At 40.5% G+C, this 20884-nt stretch carries 19 protein-coding genes; 11 read left to right on the top strand and 8 right to left on the bottom strand.

The genetic code is table 11. The features are described from left to right. Position 1: 1 nt before the first annotated feature. The 5 genes from H5201_RS12165 to H5201_RS12145 all read left to right on the top strand — a co-directional run bounded on the left by H5201_RS12165 (position 2) and on the right by H5201_RS12145 (position 2425). Positions 2-463: a DMT family transporter gene (locus tag H5201_RS12165; protein ID WP_145241067.1), complete on the top strand. Its 462-nt coding sequence runs from the start codon at positions 2-4 to the stop codon at positions 461-463. A gap of 245 nt (positions 464-708) precedes the next feature. Further along, positions 709-1125, top strand: coding sequence for a tetratricopeptide repeat protein (locus H5201_RS12160; RefSeq protein WP_182734977.1), 417 nt, complete (start codon positions 709-711; stop codon positions 1123-1125). Positions 1126-1162: 37 nt separating this feature from the next. Continuing rightward, entirely contained in the window at positions 1163-1603 is a 441-nt protein-coding gene (locus tag H5201_RS12155; RefSeq protein ID WP_182740807.1) for a GNAT family N-acetyltransferase, read from the top strand. Positions 1604-1610: 7 nt separating this feature from the next. After that, positions 1611-1829, top strand: a complete 219-nt coding sequence (locus H5201_RS12150) for a DUF6500 family protein (protein ID WP_182718441.1) — start codon at positions 1611-1613, stop codon at positions 1827-1829. 74 nt (positions 1830-1903) lie between these two features. Then, positions 1904-2425 (top strand): YgjV family protein, encoded by a 522-nt coding sequence (locus H5201_RS12145; protein ID WP_182740806.1) that lies wholly within the window; start codon positions 1904-1906, stop codon positions 2423-2425. Between the two features lie 40 nt (positions 2426-2465). On the opposite strand, the gene H5201_RS12140 is transcribed toward H5201_RS12145, so the two are convergent. The 4 genes from H5201_RS12140 to H5201_RS12125 form a co-directional block, all read right to left on the bottom strand. Further along, positions 2466-4436, bottom strand: a complete 1971-nt coding sequence (locus tag H5201_RS12140; RefSeq protein WP_182784648.1) for an RICIN domain-containing protein — start codon at positions 4434-4436, stop codon at positions 2466-2468. 875 nt (positions 4437-5311) lie between these two features. Next, the gene (locus H5201_RS12135; protein WP_182784670.1) at positions 5312-5791 is read right to left on the bottom strand and encodes a YchJ family protein; all 480 of its coding nucleotides are present in this window, start codon (positions 5789-5791) and stop codon (positions 5312-5314) included. Between the two features lie 39 nt (positions 5792-5830). Next, positions 5831-6265, bottom strand: coding sequence for a SulA-like leucine-rich domain-containing protein (locus tag H5201_RS12130; protein WP_149982846.1), 435 nt, complete (start codon positions 6263-6265; stop codon positions 5831-5833). A 223-nt stretch (positions 6266-6488) separates the two neighbouring features. After that, entirely contained in the window at positions 6489-6944 is a 456-nt protein-coding gene (locus H5201_RS12125) for a sel1 repeat family protein (protein WP_149982845.1), read from the bottom strand. Positions 6945-7071: 127 nt separating this feature from the next. Between H5201_RS12125 and H5201_RS12120 the strand changes: the two genes are divergently transcribed. Next, positions 7072-8364 (top strand): NCS2 family permease, encoded by a 1293-nt coding sequence (locus H5201_RS12120; RefSeq protein WP_182718438.1) that lies wholly within the window; start codon positions 7072-7074, stop codon positions 8362-8364. Positions 8365-8386: 22 nt separating this feature from the next. Here H5201_RS12120 and H5201_RS12115 read toward each other — a convergent pair whose 3' ends face one another. After that, a complete protein-coding gene (locus tag H5201_RS12115) occupies positions 8387-9145 on the bottom strand; it encodes a hypothetical protein (protein WP_149982843.1) in 759 nt (252 codons plus the stop codon). 317 nt (positions 9146-9462) lie between these two features. On the opposite strand from H5201_RS12115, the gene cysB reads away from it, so the two are divergent. After that, positions 9463-10440: an HTH-type transcriptional regulator CysB gene (gene cysB, locus H5201_RS12110; protein ID WP_145241047.1), complete on the top strand. Its 978-nt coding sequence runs from the start codon at positions 9463-9465 to the stop codon at positions 10438-10440. Positions 10441-10499: 59 nt separating this feature from the next. Here cysB and H5201_RS12105 read toward each other — a convergent pair whose 3' ends face one another. From H5201_RS12105 to pabB, 3 genes are all read right to left on the bottom strand, one after another. After that, positions 10500-11876 (bottom strand): L-serine ammonia-lyase, encoded by a 1377-nt coding sequence (locus H5201_RS12105; RefSeq protein ID WP_182767861.1) that lies wholly within the window; start codon positions 11874-11876, stop codon positions 10500-10502. 99 nt (positions 11877-11975) lie between these two features. After that, positions 11976-12569: a CoA pyrophosphatase gene (locus H5201_RS12100; RefSeq protein WP_310736242.1), complete on the bottom strand. Its 594-nt coding sequence runs from the start codon at positions 12567-12569 to the stop codon at positions 11976-11978. A 5-nt stretch (positions 12570-12574) separates the two neighbouring features. Beyond that, a complete protein-coding gene (pabB, locus tag H5201_RS12095; RefSeq protein WP_182718437.1) occupies positions 12575-13921 on the bottom strand; it encodes an aminodeoxychorismate synthase component I in 1347 nt (448 codons plus the stop codon). 165 nt (positions 13922-14086) lie between these two features. On the opposite strand from pabB, the gene H5201_RS12090 reads away from it, so the two are divergent. The 4 genes from H5201_RS12090 (at position 14087) to H5201_RS12075 (ending at position 20853) form a co-directional block, all read left to right on the top strand. After that, complete coding sequence (locus H5201_RS12090) at positions 14087-15613, top strand: fumarate hydratase (protein ID WP_145241038.1); 1527 nt, start codon at positions 14087-14089, stop codon at positions 15611-15613. 401 nt (positions 15614-16014) lie between these two features. Beyond that, entirely contained in the window at positions 16015-17055 is a 1041-nt protein-coding gene (locus H5201_RS12085; protein WP_182718436.1) for a Glu/Leu/Phe/Val dehydrogenase, read from the top strand. A gap of 93 nt (positions 17056-17148) precedes the next feature. Beyond that, complete coding sequence (locus H5201_RS12080) at positions 17149-17784, top strand: CatA-like O-acetyltransferase (RefSeq protein ID WP_182739940.1); 636 nt, start codon at positions 17149-17151, stop codon at positions 17782-17784. Positions 17785-17958: 174 nt separating this feature from the next. After that, positions 17959-20853 (top strand): ligand-binding sensor domain-containing diguanylate cyclase, encoded by a 2895-nt coding sequence (locus H5201_RS12075; protein ID WP_182784646.1) that lies wholly within the window; start codon positions 17959-17961, stop codon positions 20851-20853. Positions 20854-20884: the final 31 nt, after the last annotated feature.

Genomic DNA, 20884 nt, shown 5'->3' with positions numbered 1-20884 from the left:
AATGACTATAATTATGATAATTCTGGCGGTGATTGGTGGTGCAACCTTGAGTATTCAGGCTGCCATTAATGGCCAATTAGGAAGTAAAGTAGGTGTTTTTCGCTGCGCATTTTTAACCTTTTCGGTGGGTGCGTTGATCACCGGGTTACTTATCTTTTATTTTGAACCTAGGCATGCGCTAACCCTGTTGGATGTGCCAAAGTGGCAATTATTAGGGGCAATGTGTGGAGTACCCTATATCGTGATAATGGTGTTTGCTGTGCAGCGAATTGGCACCGCAGTCGCAACGGTTGCGGTAATATTCGGTCAATTATTTATGAGTATGTTAATTGATAATTTTGGTTGGCTTGGTAACGATGTGATTGCTTTTTCGCCAAGTCGTATTGGCGCTGTAATATGTTTGGGTATTGCGCTGTATTTTATTCATGCAAGTGGTAAAGATACAGCAAAAACTGAGAGTTAGCCTTGAAACAATAAAAATTTGGCTGAGGTGATAACTTGTAACAGGGGGGTTATCACCTGATTTGAGCTGAGATTTTTTCCCCGCCTTAGGCTTGATACGCTTTAGAATGAATCATTTTAGTCTCGAGTGTATTAGAATAGTACGCTCTCGGCCTTGTATTTTCTTTCGTTTCGCTTTGAGTTGTTGTTCTTAGCCATGCAAGATAGTTAATTTGGCTGTAATTTCTAACAAAAGGTAATGAAAGAATAATGAATACAAAACTGTATAAATCAGTATTGAACTTAGCCGGTGAGCTAATGAATGCTGCACAGCAGCAAGATCAAGTTACGTTCGATTCACTCTATGGGCAGCTAAAAGCACTGTGTATTGAGCATGAAAATACTGAGAAAGATCATCCTGTACAGTGGGAAACGCTCGCTGATTTTACCGATGAGTTTGCCGATGCGTTGTTGATCTATGAAAAAGCATTAGCTAAAGCTAACGCCATCAATGCGAAAGATTATATGTCGTCAATTGGTTATGCGATGGCAACTATGCATGTTGAACTAGGGCAAACCGAAGCTGCTATCGTAAGTTTACAAGCTGCGCAGGTTAGCGCAAATAAAATTCCTGATAAAGCGCTGAAGGCTGAAATAGCTCAGCTACTACAACAATTACAGTAAAATTAGCTCGTTGATTATGTTTAAGAGGTCACAATAAATGGATGTTACGCTAGGCACTAGCCCTGAACTGATTGCGCAAGCGCATGCTATTCGCCACCAGGTATTTGTGATCGAACAAAGTATTCCTAAGCAGTTAGATTTAGACGGTTGCGACGAACGAGCTGTGCATGTGGTGGTAACAGATGGCGGTGCTTTAGTCGCTACTGCGCGGTTAGTGAAACGTAACCCACGGTGTGGCGTTATGGCAAGGATTGCAGTGTTAAAGCAATACCGAGGATCCGGCATTGCTAAATTGGTTATTAATGCCTTGTTATCACATGCTGGTAAAATTGGCCTTGAGATCATTGAAATTCATGCACATGCCTATTTGCAAGGCTATTACGAAAGTTATGGTTTTAAATATATTAAAGATGTTGAAATAGTTGGCGAACACCAACTTATTGAAATGCAATGCAGTTTAAAAAGTGAAGTGAGGTAACGCCGTAATGCGCGACGAATTAAGGACTAAGATCATTCAAGTTTGTGACAAAAAAATAGCGGCGAAGGGAGGTAATGTTGGGCTGTCATTTTATGCTTTTTTTGCCAACAAAAATGATGATCCAGAATTACTTATGGAAGCTGCGACATGGTGGATACAAACCCACCAATTAGATCACTTTGTTAAAGCGCAGATCATTAAAACCATGATTGAAAATAATCTGTAATAGCGTGTAGATATTTGATTGTATATTAACCACAATAGCGGTTGAGATATTTATTTTAGTGGGGAATAGGGCTGGTGGTTGGTAGTTGGATTGCCCAAGGGTTTGGTTTACTGAGCTTTGTTTTAGCATTGGTGTGCTTTTATCAAAAGGATGATCGTCGTTTAAAAATAATGATGGTGGTGATGAATCTAAATCATGCACTGCACTTTTATTTACTCAATGCTATCACTTCATCATTGTGCTGTTTATTTTCAGCGGGGCGTACAGCCGTATCAATGCGGGTGAAATCGGTGTGGATAGCAGCCATTTTTATTATTTTAACCGTGGTTATCGGTTATCTAACAGCCCAGCAATGGACGGATTACCTTGCGATTGTTGCCGCCTGTTTGGGTTGTTTTGCACTATTTTGCTTAACGGGCATCAAAATGCGTGTTTTGCTGTTTGCAGGATCGTGCTTATGGTTGGCAAATAATATAATTGTTGGCTCTATTGGCGGCGTGTTATTGGAAGCGACTGTTATTGTTATTAATTTATCGACTATTTATAGACTACATAAACAACGCTTTACTTGTGAGGCGCTGACTGAACACGGTTGATAATAAAGGGCTTAGCAAAGCCCTTCACAGTAAATGTTAGTTATTGTCTGGTTAACTCAAACATTTGATTTTCTGCTCCTGAGGTACATGTCCATTGCAGAATATTAGCATCATCGGCAGTTTTGCTGTCTGCGACGTCTAAGCACAACTCACTATTTCGGTTGATGATACGCCACTTACCAGAGCCGGCACTTTGAAAACGAAACTGCTGGTTATAGCTCCCTGTGTATGTCCAGATATTGATATTTTCACCCGCTGTGGTTGAATGCGTATAGACCTCTAACCCTTTAGAAGGAGCATTGACTGGTGAAATACGATGCCACACACCATCGACTGTTGAAATATTAAATTTTTGGCAATCATTATTAAGCCAAGACCACTGCCTAACATTTGCCCCATCTTCACTTTGACAGTTAGCAATATCTAATGATGCACCACTGTGTTTTGGGGTAATGCGGTAAGTACCATTGACTTGTGTATTGGTTGGGTTGTCATTATTGCTGTCGGTATAACCATTGTAGACTTCAAACTCTGCAATTTGCGCTACGCCATTGGCGGAATGAATTACAAAACTTACTTTGGATAAGTTAGTGTTAGAAAAAGTGATTACATTTGGCACAGCACCACCGTTCGAAAGTGTTACACCTGTATCGTAGTTCACTAAAGACCAAGCTGTAATGCTTCCTTTACTAGCTGGGGTTTCAATTATTTTAACTGCATTAATGGTGGTGTTAAGGTTTTTAATATTGATCGTGCCCGTGATAGCTGACGGTGACCAGTAAGTTGACATATCGCCGTCATTCACATTGCCATAACTCGAGCCACTGGCTTTAGAACTGCCATCAACACCGGCACTAATAGCTAGATTTTCCCCTGCTGGTGTTGGCTCAGGTGTTGGATCTGGATCCGGTGTTGGATCGGTGGGTGTGGTTGTTCCACATTGACCATTTGATGTTTGTAAGCCTTTGTTCGCGCCAGCCGTTGCTGCAATGATGTTGGGTATACACTGTGCATTATCAAGTTGATAGTTATAAGGGATGTTGATTGTTGTGGTTGAGGTTGGATTAGGGCCTGCTGGGTGAAGCTTGTTTTCTTGTTCAGACCAATCGATATTATCCCAAATGTTGCCGCTGACTTGCCAGTAACCCATGTCATTTGTATAAAAAGTGCCGAGTGGATCTTTGGAATTTTTAAAGTAGTTGTTTTCGGCGCGCATTTTACCGCCAATTCGTGGATTCATGCCCGATGACACGAGTCCATAGTAGTAGTTGTTGTAAGCATGCGCTGTCGCGTGTCTTAGTAAAGGCGTGCGAGAATTAATATTTTCATAGTAATTGTGATGAAAAGTAACAGGGCCGTTAGTATCGTCACTATCACTTGAGCCAACGAGACCACCGCGTCCAGAGTTGCGCAAAATACTGTAAGATAATGTCACGTATTTGGTATTACTCTTCATATCGAACAAAGCATCATATCCTGAACTTTCGCCACCACTGGCCTCAAGTGTAACGTGATCGACCCAAATATTTCTGACGTTTGACTCCATGCCAATTGCATCACCGCCGTTGGAGGTGGGGGAGCCTGATTTTTTGACGTTTCTAACGTGAACATTTTGAACAATGATATTTGAAGATGAACGAATATGGATGCCTAATTGGTCAAAAAGAGCACCGCTACCAACACCGATAATAGAAACATTACTAATTTCTTTTAGTTCAATTAGATCTGGCCCAGTATTGCAACTATCTCCAGATACTTTACTGGTGTTGCCATGATTTATGGTGCCTTCAACGTGGATGATAATTGGCGTGTCACTTGATGCTCGGTTACATAAAGCCTGATGAATTTGGGTTCCAGTTGTTGCATAAACAACATCGCCACCAGCACCACCTGTTGTACCACCATTCGTTGCGGCAAAGCCTGACGCATTAGCAAGTGCACTGTTTCCATATATAGCAGTTGTTATGGCCAAAGCATGCAAAGAATATTTAAATAACGTACGTTTATTCATTGGTTGTTCCTAATTACTGTATGTTCAGATCAAAACAATCAAATAAATTAATTGTTGAAAATGTTAACACAATCAAGTCCTATTTATGCTTGTACTGCAGTGCTACCGGTGGCATTATTGCGCTAAAAATGACTTTCTGCAATGCTAATTACTGATTGATTAGTTTTAATTTCATCATTTAGTTTTGTTTTTATGCGTTTTAAATAAATATATTTAATTAAAATTAATGGGTTAGGTTTTGTTTTAATTATTTAAAAAAATATAAAAATAATAACGATTTATTTTCTAGTTTTTATTATAGTGTTTTTTGATACTTGAAATTTAGTTAACATTTGTTCCTTTATTGTTTTTTGATATGACTAGATATTTGCATGTTACGGGGCTGGTTCTAACGCAATATTGATATGCTTTATGGATGAGTTAGTTGTTTATAGGTGTTGTTGTGAAGTACTAGAGTATGTTGACCTTTCAGAATTAAAATTTGTTTAATCTAGGAGTGATTTAATCGTGACAAGAGGTTTTTAACCTAGTGGGCTCGCTACTGCTACCGCGTTATTCTACTGGCGGAAGTAATCTGAGCTTCGGATAATAAATCTATCTCCAGCGGCTATTTTTCAATGTTAACTGCGTTGAATTTATTTGTAATAGGCATGCTATTGACGCGTAAATTCGCCTTATTTTCCCTGAAAATTTTGGCTGGAGAGTAAAAGTAATATTAGTGCTTTAAATCAATGCGTTAGAAAACACATGAACCAAAATTTAGGTTAAGCAACAAAGAGTTAATCGCACTTAGACAGACCACATTGGCTTGCGAGTTTTTTGAATTTATGATTATTTATAAATACTTACGGTAAAAACTATACTCTAAGAAAGTGTTACACGCTGTGGCATTTTTTATATTTTTTACCACTACCACACGGGCATTCATCATTGCGGCTAATTTTTATATCTGCAACAGGGAAGATCTCACCATCGAGATAACGCCACTGGCCATCTTCTTTTATGAAGCTTGATTTTTCATGCAGTTGGCAAAACAAGTTTTGATAAAAATAGCTAACACAAAATTCAACACAACCAGTGTACTCTTGCTGATCTGCACTGATCACGGCTAATTTTATAAAGCGGCAACTATTAGCAAAATCGGCAATTTCTCTGAGTGGGTTTGCTGCTTGTTTTTCTTGTGCATAAGTTTGGTAAATATACTTAGCATTTTTTAAGGCATAAGCAACAAAGCGAGAGCGCATTAGTTGCTCTGGGCTTGTTGCTTGTATATTGGCTAAATGCAATTTTTCACAGCAATCGCTATAGCTTTGTTCGCTGCCACATAAGCAAAGACTGTCAGTGAGTGAGGTCATAATTAAAATACGCTTTATTAAAAACGGCATTTTAACAGCTTATTGTGCTAATGCTATCTCTGTAGCTTGTTGGGTTTTAGTAAAACAGTATAGTTTTGCACTGGCTTGATCTAACTTTAATGACAGGTTAGCTATTTGATTGTCTCTCACAATGTCTGTCCAGGTGATCACCGCTGCAAAGTTACCGTTATGTAGTGCAGAATTTAGTACATACTCTAAATTAACCAGATGCTTTTGCCTGATCACTAATAGTTTACTGGTATCAATAGAACATGAATCGAGTAAAGCTTTACTTGGTACGTGATCCGGTGCAATCAGTAACGTCCATGCGTTTTTATTATTGTAATGGTGTAACACCTTTAGAAGTTCAAAAGTTGCAGAGATCTCATCTTCTATCTGAATCAAATTTACTGATGCGCTTAAATTATCTTGTTGATAGCTTTTAACTGTTCTGACGGTAATTGGCTGTAACATAAGTTTCACTCACTGGTTGTTTATACAGTACTCATATACAGTAGTTTATACAGTGTTTGTGTGCAAGTGTTTTTTGCTATCTTTTTGAACGATTTTTATATTTATTTGATACCATCAGCTTTGGAAATGTGCATAAAATAAAATAATTTTTATAAAACAATATATTACTTAGTTACATTGAGGTGGCAATTGATTTTAATGAAAAGGGTAGATTAGTCCCTTTTCAAGGTGAGTTGGGGATCAGGTGAGCAAACTGCTGTTGGTGTATTTGCTCATACAGTGTTGCTGCATAACACTGGGCATCTTTAAAGCGGCGGGTGGTTAGATGTTTACGTAAATCAGTTAAGGCAGTTGCTGCAGGCTCATAGCCTTGGCTACTGGCTAAACTTAGCCATACCGCGCCATGAAAAACACTAGTAGGTACGCCTTGGCCTTTGATAAAAAATAATCCGAGATAAAATTGGGCTCGCTGATTACCTGACATTGCAGCTAAGCGCATCCATTTAGCTGCGAGAGGAGGTTGATCATTTTTTAAATAATACAGGGCTTTATTAACAGTGTTATCAGGAGTATCAGCTTTAACCGCACTGTGTGGGGCTTTGCTCGGTTGGGTGATAAACGATAATACGTTTTCTAACTGTTGTTCTAAATCTAAGCCAATTGGCGAGGTATCTGTCATAGTGCCACACATATTATTGTTGTCATTTACCTGCTCAGTTTAGTCTAATATCAGGTTAATTGTCCTGTTATTCTTGAAATATATGATAAAATCACGCAATTATTGTCATCTAAAATGAAACTCACTTATGCTCGACGCGTTATTTAAAATTAGCGACCACAACTCGACTGTGCGCCGCGAATGTATTGCTGGTCTCACTACCTTTATTACTATGGTTTATATTGTGTTTGTCAACCCTGCTATGTTGGCTGAAGCTGGTATGGATCAAGGTGCTGCGTTTGTGGCAACTTGTATTGCTGCCGCTATTGGCTGCTTTATCATGGGCTTTTGGGCAAATTATCCGTTAGCTTTGGCTCCTGGTATGGGGCTTAATGCCTTCTTTACTTATGGTGTTGTATTAGGTATGGGCTATACCTGGCAAGCAGCATTAGGGGCTGTGTTTATGTCGGGCTGTATTTTCTTGTTCCTGAGTTTGTTCAAAGTCAGGGAGTGGATAATTAATGCTATTCCATTGGTGTTAAAGCAAGCCATTGCAACAGGAATTGGAGCGTTCTTAGCGTTAATTGCGCTTAAAAATGCCGGGATCATTGTGGCCAGCCCTGCAACATTAGTGCAGCTGGGTGATATAACGGCTGCCGGTCCATTGTTGGCTATTTTTAGCTTTTTTGTTATTGCAGCGCTACTTTATCGTGATTTTAAAAGCGGTGTTTTGATCAGTATTTTATTAGTAACTGTGATCGCGCTAAGTCTGGGTTTGGTAGAGTATCAAGGCGTGATATCTATGCCACCTTCAATTGCGCCTACTTTTATGCAACTTGATTTTTCAGCGGCATTTGAGTTGTCAATGCTTAGCGTCATTTTTGCATTGTTGTTCGTTGATTTATTTGATACATCAGGCACTTTAGTTGCGGTAACTCAAAAAGCAGGCTTAGCGGACGAAAAAGGTAATATGCCACGTTTAGGACGAGCATTAAGTGCTGATAGTGCCGCAACCATTGCCGGTTCAGTATTGGGCACTTCGACCACAACCTCATATATAGAGTCAGTTGCAGGGGTGTCTGTGGGTGGCAGAACAGGACTTACAGCTGTGGTTGTAGGAATGTGCTTTTTATTGATGATGTTTTTTGCACCTTTGGCGAAAATGGTGCCAGCTTATGCAACTGCGGGAGCTATTTTATACGTGTCGGTGCTAATGCTACAAAACCTCAAGTTTGTAAATTGGGATGATATGACAGATGCCATTCCAGTGAGTGTGGTATTACTGATGACGCCGCTAACATTCTCCATTGCTCATGGCATTGCACTGGGCTTTATTTCTTATACAGCTGTTAAAGTATTGTGTGGTAAACGAGAACAAGTAAGCATCAGTGTGTGGATATTGACAGCGATGTTTGTGATAAAATTTGCGTTTTTATCCTAAGTTAATACAAAGAAAAAGTGGTTTACCACTTTTTCTTTGGTGCAAAAAGCACGTCTAAATCATCTTGTTCTTGCTCTGCTTTTTTCTTCAGTGCAGTTGCATTGGAGGCTTTAAGGTCGGTGCTTATTGCTTCTAAATAACCTTCGAGTTCTTGGCGTTTTGTAGTTATATAATCGTCGCTATAAGCTACTGCTGATACAGTTGCGTACGCTTTTTCAAAGTATTGGCGTGCAGAACCGACCATATTCGCAGAGCGCGCTGAGATACCTCGTTTAATCTGGCTTTCAATATTAATTCGTAATTGGAGCTTTTCTAAGCGCTTGTCTTCAGCAATAAAAATTTGGCTGTCTACTTTTCCTTTACCATGCTCTGAGCGAAGCACTGCACGTACTTTCTTGATACCTTGAATAAGTGCTATTAATTGCTTGTCGTTATCGGGTAACACTAAGTTTTCTGAGTTAGCGGTGTCGATTGAGTTCCCTAAACGTTCATTGGCTTCTTTTAAGCGATTCTTTAACTCTTTTGAATTAGGAGATAGCTGCACCATTGCTGCTAACGCATCATGAATACGCCGTTGCAGAATACGTAAAATATGTTCTGACATAGGTATGTTGGCGCTATTTACTAGAACATCTTCTGATTCTTCAATGATTTTTTTTTGTTTGGTTAAGTCTTTACGGCGTTCTGTTTCTTGTTTCTCTTTATGCTGTTGTACCGCACTGACCCAGAGGGCAATGACAATCAGTGCAACAATCAACATAATAATAATAGAAACGATCATGGTTTAGGTCTCAAATTTCACAAGCTAATAATTTTAATCTTACATTAAATATATGCTAACGGGATAGTTTTGCGCGGCTTATGTAAAAAAGAATTCACTTTCTCATCATTTATTACTATCTGCGTATGATATTTTTTCATTTTGCGCGTCAGCTCAAAAGATGGCTACCTCAAGACGAGGGATTATGCTAGCCTAAGCAAATAACCTTATAAATACGATTCCAGACAGCCTTTTTCTATTGTTAATCAGAAAAAACTTGGCTTGACGCGATGTAGCATTTATAAATAAGCAGTATAACTACACTAAAAAATGCAGCCATGAAATTACAACAACTCAGATACATCGTCGAAGTCCAAAATCATAAACTTAATGTTTCAGCAACCGCTGAAAGTTTGTTTACCTCACAGCCAGGTATTTCTAAGCAAGTACGTATGTTGGAAGATGAGTTGGGCGTGCAGATTTTTGGGCGAAGTGGAAAACACTTAACCCACGTTACCAGCGCGGGCACTGAAATAATTAATATTTCCCGTGAGATCCTTTCTAAAGTAGAGGGTATTAAGGCGGTTGCAAATGAGCATACATTACCTGATCAAGGTAAGTTGAATATTGCCACCACACATACCCAAGCACGGTATGCACTGCCAAGTGTGATCCAAGGATTTATGAAAAAGTACCCTGCGGTGTCATTGCACATGCACCAAGGTACGCCGCAGCAAATTTCTGATGCTGCTGCTCGAGGCGATGCTGATTTTGCAATTGCCACTGAAGCACTGCATTTATACTCTGATTTAGTAATGTTACCTTGCTATCACTGGAATCGCAGTATTGTGGTGGCAAAAGACCATCCACTAGCTAAAAAAGCAGAGTCGCTGACCGTTGCCGATATTGCCCAGTATCCACTTATTACTTATGTATTTGGTTTTACTGGCCGTTCAGAACTTGATAAAGCATTTAATGCGCAGGGACTTGAACCACACATTGTATTTACAGCAACTGACGCCGATGTGATTAAAACCTATGTACGCTTAGGTTTAGGTGTGGGTGTTGTAGCATCAATGGCGATTGATCAAATTGCAGATACCGATTTAGTGTGTATTGATGCAAGCCATTTATTTGAAGCCAGCACCACTAAAATTGGCTTTAGAAAAGGCAGCTTTTTACGTACATATATGTATGATTTTATAGAGCGTTTTGCACCACATTTGACCAAAGAGCGGGTTGAGCGAGCGAGTTTACTACGTAATCAAGATGACGTAGATAAGCTGTTTGAAGATATAGAGTTACCGGTTAAGTGACTTTAATCTTTTGAAAACAAAAAAGCCGCATATTGCGGCTTTTTTAATGACTATAAAACTTAACACTCAATTATATTTACAGCTAAGCCACCGCGAGCGGTTTCTTTATATTTAGTTTTCATATCGTTACCAGTATCAAGCATGGTTTTAATAACTTTATCCAATGATACTTTTTGCTCGCCACTGCCACGAATAGCCAAACGCGATGCATTAATTGCTTTGATAGCTCCCATCGCATTACGTTCAATACACGGCACTTGTACTAATCCACCGACAGGGTCGCAGGTTAACCCTAAGTTATGCTCCATGCCAATTTCAGCGGCATTTTCTACTTGTAATACACTGCCACCGACAATTTCAGTCAGTGCACCAGCAGCCATTGAACATGCGACGCCAACTTCGCCTTGGCAACCAACTTCAGCACCTGAAATTGAGGCATTCTTTTTATACAGGATGCCAATTGCAGCGGCAGTTAATAAATAACGAGTTGCAATATCGCGGTCTATTTCTTTAATGAATGTGTGGTAGTACATTAATACCGCAGGTAAAATACCTGCTGCGCCATTAGTTGGGGCTGTAACTACACGGCCACCTGCAGCGTTTTCTTCATTAACAGCAAGGGCAAACAAATCCACCCAGTCCATTGCGCGTAGGGGGTCATTGCTGACTTCAATATTGAGCTTTAAGTACAGGCTAGGGGCGCGACGTTTAACTTTCAAACCACCAGGTAAAATTCCTTCGGTGCGCATACCGCGTTCAATACAGGCTTTCATTACTTGCCAAATATTGAATAGTTCATCTTTTATTTCATCTTCTGTGCGTAAGGTTTTTTCATTTTTCATCATCAAGCTTGATACGCTATAGCCTGACTCCTTACACATTTCTAATAATTCTTTGGCACTGCCAAATGGAAAGGGGGCTGGATTTTCTTCACGGACAGTGAGCGCAGCTTGTTTTTCGTTTTCAAATTCTTCATCGGTAACAATAAAACCGCCACCAATTGAATAGTAAACTTTACTATGGAGTTTTTCGTCGCCTTTAAAAGCAATGATCTCCATTGCATTTGAGTGTTTTGGCAAAGTTTTACGACGGTGGAATACAATCGCTCCTTGTTTTGGAAACTTTGCTTGATGCACTTGATTTAAGTGGATCACTTGTTCATTTTCAATTTTAGTGAGAATATCGTCTACTAAATCGGCATCAATGGTTTCCGGATCATAACCCGCAAGTCCGAGGATAACTGCTTTGCCTGAACCATGGCCGATACCTGTTTGTCCCAATGAGCCATATAGCTCAACTTTAATGCTGGTGACATCGGTTAACAAGTTTTGTTGTTGTAGTTCGTTAACAAATAAACGCGATGCGCGCATTGGGCCGACGGTGTGTGATGATGACGGGCCAATGCCAATACTAAACATATCGAATGCACTGATCATAATAACTTTACTCTACTTTTACTCAGCACGATTGCTGCCTTTGAACGGTCGCACATAATAACGCGTAATTGTACCCTTGTAACCCTTTGCAATTGAGATTTATACTGGTATGGCAAGCTGTTTTGTAAAGTTTTTAATAATGCTAGCAGTGGCTCCCCAAAGTAGTCCGTAAGGAGTTGAAAAACCTTGTAAAGTAATAGTTTTGCCAAAGCGATGAAAAGGTAAGGGTTGCCAATTGTTTACATCAGCGAGTGCGCTGACGGGCAGCAAAAAACTGGCGGCCACTTCATTTTGGTCTGCATGCCAATGTGTATCTGGGGCTAATACACCAACGAACGGTGTAATCGTAAAGCCGGTAAGAGTTGAGTAATCGCCTAATTGACCGATGACAGTGACATTTGATGGGGCGATATTTAGCTCTTCACTAAGTTCACGCAGTGCAGTATGGCGTAAGTTTGCATCGCTCAACTCATGCTTACCACCTGGTAAGCAAATTTCCCCAGGATGGTGATTTAAGAACATTGGGCGTTTGCATAGTAATATGTGCGCGCTGTTATCTACATCAATCAGCGGTAACATAACGGCACTGGCTCGTTGAGGACGTTGTTTAAAATGTCTCTTATCAGCTGGCTGTATATACTCATTGGCAGGCGCAGTTAGCTGAAAACGAGCCATAAGCTGTTTGCTATTCACACAGGTTACTTCAATAAAGGTAAGATTTTATTTACTTTATCGTAAGTTTCTTGGTATTCCAAATCCACTTGTGAATCAGCAACAATGCCGCCGCCAGCCCAACAATAAATATGCTGTTTATGACACACTAAAGTTCGGATGGTAATACTGGTATCCATATTGCCACAAGCGCTCAAATAACCGATTGAACCACAGTAAATACTGCGCCGATGCGGTTCTAATTCTTCAATGATTTCCATCGCACGAATTTTGGGTGCACCGGTGATTGACCCTCCCGGAAAAGCAGCATACAACTGATCAACCGCAGTTTTATCGTCAGCTAACTTTGCTGTCACGGTACTGACTAAGTGGTGTACTGCAGGAAAACTTTCAATCGCAAAGAGTGACGGGACTTGCACGGTACCAGGTTTGGCAACTTTACCTAAGTCGTTGCGCAGTAAATCAACAATCATCACATTCTCAGCGCGATCTTTCGCTGAATTTTGTAATCGAGTTGCTTGTAACGCATCTTCTTTTTTATCAAGACACCGTGGCAGCGTTCCTTTGATTGGCTTGGTTTCAACCTGATTATCATTAATGGCAATAAAGCGCTCAGGAGAAATAGATAAAATAGCGCCATCAGGATGATTAATAAAACTTGAAAATGGTGCTTTGTTAGCTTCGCGCAAAGTACAATAAGCATGCCACGGTGAGCCTTGATACTGTGCTGTAAAACGCTGTGCTAAGTTAATTTGATAACAATCGCCACTTTTTAAATACCCCTGAATTCTTGCAAACTTAGCGCTGTATTGTGCGCGGCTCATATTTGATGACCAGCCTCGGGTGATTTCAAATGGCGAGGTAATTGGAGAGGCGTGAGCTAACTCCTGTAGATACATTGCTGATCTATCAACATCAGGCTGTGCGACATAAAACCAACTGTGCAGCTTTTTATCATAGATAAGTGCATCCAGATAGAGACCAATAGCTAGTTGTGGCATATCGATATCATCGATAGCTTGGCTGGGAAGTTTTTCAATGACTCGGCCAAGGTCGTAACCAAAATACCCGAGCCAGCCGCCACTAAAAGGTAGGTTAGGCTGAGTTTTACTGCTATCTAGAGTATTTAGCTGTGCTTTAATAATGCTAAAACAATCTTGTTCAGTTGCCTTGTCATCAATAAACGTGTGGTTATTTTTAACTTCGAGGCGCATTTTTGGTGCAATAGCAATCAGATCGTAACGACTATTTATATGGTCGCTGTTGGCTGAATCCAGCAGCACGGCATAAGGTAAATGGGCAAAATAGGCGAAAACCTCTAGGCAGTTGAGCGAAATGTCTAATTGAATACAGGTTTTTTGTTGCTTTATCATCTATTTTTTTACCCTGAAGAACTGGCTCGAAACGGGCTAGGAGGGTATCATAAGTTATAATTTTTTGGCAGCGTTTAGTGACGTTGCCTAAGCGCTGTACAAACCACCGTCACTGGTTTGGCCTAGTTTACGTGTTCTCACGTAAAGGTAATTTAAGGAACCCCTATGAGTACAATTCGTCAGCAAGACTTTATTGATAGCATTGAAGATGCATTGCAGTATATTTCGTTTTATCATCCACTTGATTTTGTTCAAGCGCTCGAAAAAGCCTATAACAAAGAACAAAGTAAAGCGGCAAAAGATGCCATTGCGCAGATTTTAATTAACTCGCGGATGTCGGCAGAAGGCAAACGTCCTTTGTGCCAAGACACAGGTATTATTACCTGTTTTGTGAAAGTAGGTATGGATGTTAAGTGGGACAAAACAGATTTAACCGTACAGCAAATGGTTGACGAAGGGACGCGTCGTGCTTATTTGAATCCAGATAATCCATTGCGTGCATCTATTGTTGCAGATCCTGCAGGTAGCCGTAAAAACACCAAAGATAATACGCCTTCGGTCGTGCACATTGATTTAGTGGCAGGCGGCAATGTTGAAGTTATGGTGGCAGCAAAAGGCGGCGGCTCTGAAAATAAAAGTAAAATGGTGATGCTAAATCCATCTGATGATGTGGCTGAATGGGTCGAAAAGACCTTGCCGACCATGGGCGCTGGTTGGTGTCCACCAGGCATGCTAGGTATAGGTATTGGTGGAACGGCAGAAAAAGCCGCAGTAATGGCAAAAGAATCACTTATGGATCCAGTTGATATCCATGAGCTTATGGAACGTGGCGCAGAAACCACCGAAGAGAAACTTCGTTTAGAAATATTTGAGCGCGCAAATAAGCTCGGTATTGGCGCACAAGGCCTTGGCGGTTTAACAACAGTGGTTGATGTGAAAATAAAAACCGCACCGACTCATGCGGCCTCAAAACCTGTGGTTATGATCCCAAATTGTGCGGCGACTCGCCATGTACATTTCACATTAGATGGTTCAGGTCCTGCAAACTTAAAAGCGCCAAAACTTGAAGATTGGCCAGAAGTCACATTTGAAGTGGGTGAGGGTACGCGTCGTGTTGACTTAAATACGCTAACTAAAGAAGATACGCATGAATGGAAAATGGGCGAAACAGTATTACTGTCAGGGACTATATTAACTGGTCGTGATGCAGCGCATAAACGTCTGCAAGATATGATCAATTCTGGTGAAGGGTTACCAGCAGGTGTTGATTTTGACAATAAGTTTATTTACTACGTTGGCCCAGTTGACGCGGTACGTGATGAAGCAGTGGGCCCTGCAGGTCCTACAACAGCAACTCGGATGGATAAATTCACTGACATGATGCTAGAAAAAACTGGCATAATTGGCATGATTGGTAAAGCGGAACGTGGCCCTGCAACAGTTGAGTCTATCAAAAACAATAAATCTGTGTATTTGATGGCCGTAGGTGGAGCAGCTTACTTAGTATCTAAAGCAATCAAAAAAGCCCGTGTAGTGGCATTTGAAGATTTAGGTATGGAAGCTATCTATGAATTTGAAGTAGAAGATATGCCAGTCACTGTCGCAGTGGATAGTGAAGGCGCAAATGCGCATACCCAAGGCCCAGCAATTTGGAAAGCTAAAATTGCAGAGTTAGACGCTAAGTTAAAATAAGTATTCGCTTTATTATGCGGTATTTGAGTCTTCTCAGATACCGCTTATCAGCTCTGACCAGTTGGATGTAAACCACCTAATCTCCCGCAAACACCCATCATTACTCTCTTGTTGCTGTTTATTGCCTTGTAATTTAAACTTTACAATAATATTCAAATTGACGTTCACGTAAACGTTATCATGCTATATTTTTAGTTAAGTTAATTAGCTATTCTAAAAAGTAACTTTTTTTGAATTTAAAATGTTTAAAATTGCGATAAATTAGCTTATTTATTACAGCGCCTGATATTGATAGGTTTTATCATCTCATATAGTGGCAAGCTGTAATATGAAGTGGTAGAGTCTCGGCAATTTCAGCGTGCATACCCTCTCACGGGTTACAAATTTCGGAGTAAGATAAAGTGGCTGTGTTCAATCGAGTTGATTTTGATAACCACGAACAAGTGGTTTTTTGTTCAGATAAAGAATCAGGCCTTCGTGCAATTATTGCCGTTCATAATACTAATTTAGGTCCTGCTGTTGGTGGTTGCAGAATGTGGGATTACGCAAGTGATGACGACGCTGTTGTCGATGCGCTTCGTTTATCAAAGGGTATGACCTACAAAAATGCGGTAGCACGTTTACCATTTGGTGGTGGTAAATCTGTGATCATTGGTAATGCCAAAGAAATTAAGTCTGAACAGTTATTCCGTGCATTTGGTCGCCAATTAGAGCGCTTAAATGGTAGTTACTATTCTGCTGAAGATGTAAACATCACCTGTGATGATGTGGCTATTATGAATAAAGAAACTAACTATGTATTAGGCCTTGAAGGTAAAAGTGGTAACCCATCACCATTTACAGCGTATGGCACATTTTTAGGAATTAAAGCGGCGTTACAACATCAACGTGGTCACCAAGACTTGAGTGGCATTAAAGTGGCAGTACAAGGCTTAGGCGCTGTTGCTTATGGCTTATGTAAACATTTGCATGACGCGGGTGCGACCTTGTTTGTAACTGATATCAACCAAGTGGCAATTGATCGAGTCGTGAATGATTTTACTGCGACTGCTGTAGGCATTGATGAAATATACGACCTTGATGTCGATGTATATGCACCGTGTGCACTTGGTGCAACAGTAAATGATGCGACTATTCCACGCATTAAAGCGACAATTATTGCTGGTTGTGCAAATAACCAATTAGCCGAGTCTCGCCACGGTGAGATCATTCGTGAAAAAGGTATTTTATACGCACCAGATTATGTGATTAACGCAGGTGGTATTATTAATGTTTATTATGAAACAGCGCCAGAAGGTTACAGTGCTGAGGCATCAAATAAACATGTTGAGGGGATTTTCAAAACCTTAACTGAAATTTTTTCGCGAAGTGAGAAAGAGCAAAAATCAACGCATTTGATCGCAGACGAACTCGCACAAGAGATAATCGAAAACGGTTTATAATAAACGCGTTTAGGCGTGCAATTGCACGCCTTTACATTATTCAGTAAATCCCTCACGATACGGTCATCCTGACTTGTATAGTTTTCTAAAGATATGACGCCCATCGATTTAGCCACATGGCCACGCCAACAACATTTCTCACTGTTTAAAGAGTTTACGCAACCTTATTTTAATGTATGTGTACAATTAGATATGGGGGCGCTGTATCAGTATTGTAAATCACAGCAATGCTCTTTTTTTCATGCCTATATCTATGCGACATTGCAGGCAAGCAATGCTTATCAACCAATGTTACTGAGGATCATTGACGGTGTACCTTGGCAACTAGCTGCTCAACGTGCCAGTGTTGTAGAGCTTGCTGATGATGATACCTTTAGGTTTAGCTATTTTTCACAACAAGCTACGTTTAACGACTTTCAAGTGCATGCAAATAAAGTTAGCTTAGCTGCAAAGCAACAGCCATTATTCTCAACTGCTTTTGCGCAAACCGAAGGTCAGACTGATTTGATCCATATTTCGGTTTTACCGTGGTTGAACTTTACAAGCTTCTCTCACGCACATACACAAGGTAATCATTTCGGCATTCCTAAATTAGTGTTTGGACAGTTTGATGCGCAAAAGGGGACATTGCCTATCTCAATAGATGTGCACCATGCATTGATGGATGGTTTACATGTAGCGAAGTTTATTGACCAGCTGCAGCAAAGCATAGACGCTCTGTGTGCTTAGCGTAGTCGTAAACGAATTGTGTTATTTAGTTAATGAAAATAAAACTCAGACTATGTTAGTATAATTCCTATACAAAAAATATAATGATAATTAACTACTAGTAAATCATTATCTATTTAATTTGCGTTAATGCTAAGTTGTTAGCTCGCCATAATTACGAAGGCGTTTAGTATAATGATTCGTTTAGGTCTTTGCTTTTTCTTTTTTGTTGTTTTTAGCAGCTTTGCTGCTGAGCAAACCCGTTTACCTCTTAATGACTACTTTGCCGAAACTTGGAATACCCGTTCTGGTTTGCCTCACAATAGTATCAATAGTGTGGTGCAAACAAATGATGGCTATATATGGATTGCCACATGGGAAGGATTAGCCCGATTTAATGGCCGTGAGTTTAAACTATTTACACGCACGGAAATAACTGGTTTACCAGATTCTGGTTTACGTAGTTTAGCCCCACAAGCTGATGGCGGTTTATATATCGTGGGTGCCCGAGGTGGGATCAGTCATTTATATCAAGGGCAATGGCACGCTAAGCCTAATGCCACTGCGATGGTAAATCATGTATTAAAAACACCTTCCGATGAAACTTGGTTAGCTCTTGAGGGCCAAGGTGTTGTATATCGAGAGTTTGATAGTGCGCCGGACACGGCGATTTTAGAAAACTTCAGTGCTTATCGCCTAATAGAAGACAAAGCCGGTATGATTTGGGCTGCAACCAGCAAAGGCTTGTATCAAATTAATAATAAAACAGCGCGATTAATTACTCCCGATTCAGGTTTACCACAAAGTCCAATATACACCTTGTATTTGACCCGCCAAGGTGAACTCATTGTAGGCAGTGAACAAGGCGCATGGAAGCAGGTGAACAACCGTTTTGTCAGTATTCATGCTCAGCTTAAAGATGAGGCTATCTCAAGTATTTTACAAGATGATCATGATGATCTTTGGTTTGGTACGATCAATAAAGGGGTGTTTCGATTAAGCCCGTTAGGACTTGAACAACTTGATGCTGACGCTGGTTTACCAGCCAATCGGATTTTATCGCTATTACAAGATCGTGAAAATAGTATTTGGGTTGGCACAAATGGCGGTTTGTACCGATTGCGTGAAGCTGCTTTTTCAACTTGGACCACAAAACGCGGTTTAACAGGGGACTATGTTCGCACCGTGCTGTCCCATTCAGATGGTAGCTTATGGGTAGGCGGCAGCCTAGGTTTAAACCGTATTGAAGATAATAAAGTAAACACATTCCCTGCTGCTTATGGGAATGATTCGTTATCGGTTTTAAGTTTAGCTGAGGATGCGCAAGGACATATTTGGCTAGGGACTTATACCTCAGGTTTGATGAGGATTATCAATGGTAAAGCTTATCCTGTTCTAGATCGTAAAAATGGCTTAGCCAGCAATGAGGTCAGGGCGTTATTATTTGATAGTGCAGGGCGCTTATGGGTAGGAACCGCAGCAGGATTGACACGAATAGATGTGGATGGATCACTGAAGCAGTTTTCAAGTGTAGATGGTTTACCTGGTGATTTTATTATAGCCCTTAGCGAAGACAATTATGGCAATGTATGGATTGGAACTGGCGTTGGGGTGGCTTTTTTTAGCCCAAGTTTAGAAAAGTTTACGGCTAAAGTATTTCCAGCCCATTTTGATGCTGCATATGCTTTTGGTTTTTATGCTGAGTCTGAATATATCTGGATGGCGACAGACCGTGGTCTTGTCCGGTGTCATATCCCAACCGGAGAGATGAGTATTCTTGGGCGTGAACAAGGCTTGCCAGTTGATAAGTTGTTTCAAGTTGTGGCACAGGGAGATTCGTTTTGGTTATCTAGTAATCGCGGTGTGATCCAAGTTAATCAACAGCAAGTCAAACAGCGACTCGCCCAGTTAGCACAAAATAATGCGTTGCCAATCCAGTATCAGCTATATGATGAAGGAGACGGCATGCTTAGCGCCCAGGCTAATGGCGGGTCTAATCCTGCTGCGGTGTTGCATAAAGATGGCAGTATTTGGATTGCTACAGCGCAAGGGGCAAGTACTATCGTCCCTGAACGATTAAAGCAAGCTACTAAGAAGACATTACCGACAATTATTGAGGCCATGTATGTAGATGGCAAAATGACCCCCTTAGTGCAGCAAGATGAAGAAATCATTTTACCGCTGGGTGTTTCGCGGCTCTCTTTTCATTATGCGGGCTTAAGTTTTATTATGCCCCATCGATTGAATTATCAGACCCAATTGGCTGGCTATAACAATGTGTGGGTTAACCGTAATCAACTCAGTATTACAGAATATACTAACTTACCACCGGGCAAGTACACGTTCAAAGTACGTTCTGGCTACCCTAATGGGCAATGGCAAGATAATGATAAAACCTTAACGTTTGTGATCCAGTCTTATTTCTGGCAAAAAAATACTTTTAAAATCATGGTTTTTATCGGTTTATTAGCATTGGTCTACGGGCTTTATAGATACCGACTTTATCATTATAAAAAAATAGAAATCGAGCTGATCAAGCGGGTTGAGCAACAAACTAATGATCTACAACAACAAACAGATGCCTTTGCTCATCAAGCAACCCATGATCAACTAACTGATTTGCCAAATCGTCGTGCCTTTGATTGTTGGCTCGCGGATAATTTTGCTGACTTTAAGCAACATGATTCACCTCTCGCTATTGCGATCATGGATATTGATCATTTTAAGCGAATTAATGACGGGTGGTCACATATTGTTGGCGACCGAGTAATTTGCGTAGTTGCTCATATACTAGGAGAGCTCAATGAGAGTGATGATAGTCAAGTTGCTCGCTGGGGAGGTGAAGAATTTACATTACTATTCCCTCATAAAACCGCGCAACAAGCCGCTCAATTATGTGAAGAATTACGTGTGCAAATTGCAAACTACGATTTTTCAAACATAGCTAGCGGGTTATCGGTAACGGTTAGTTTTGGAGTCGCAGATTCATTGGCAGTTAATGACTATGACAGGTTACTGGCGCAAGCTGACCAAGCGCTTTATCAAGCAAAAAGTAATGGGCGAAATCGAGTCGAAATAAATAAAATATAAAGATTAAAATGTGAAGTGAAAAGGTTATTAA

This window comes from Pseudoalteromonas sp. SG43-6 (assembly GCF_014164365.1).
GTDB classification, from domain to species: domain Bacteria; phylum Pseudomonadota; class Gammaproteobacteria; order Enterobacterales; family Alteromonadaceae; genus Pseudoalteromonas; species Pseudoalteromonas rhizosphaerae.
Note: the sequence above shows the minus strand (reverse complement) of the source record. Positions and strands in the feature narration are given on the sequence as shown.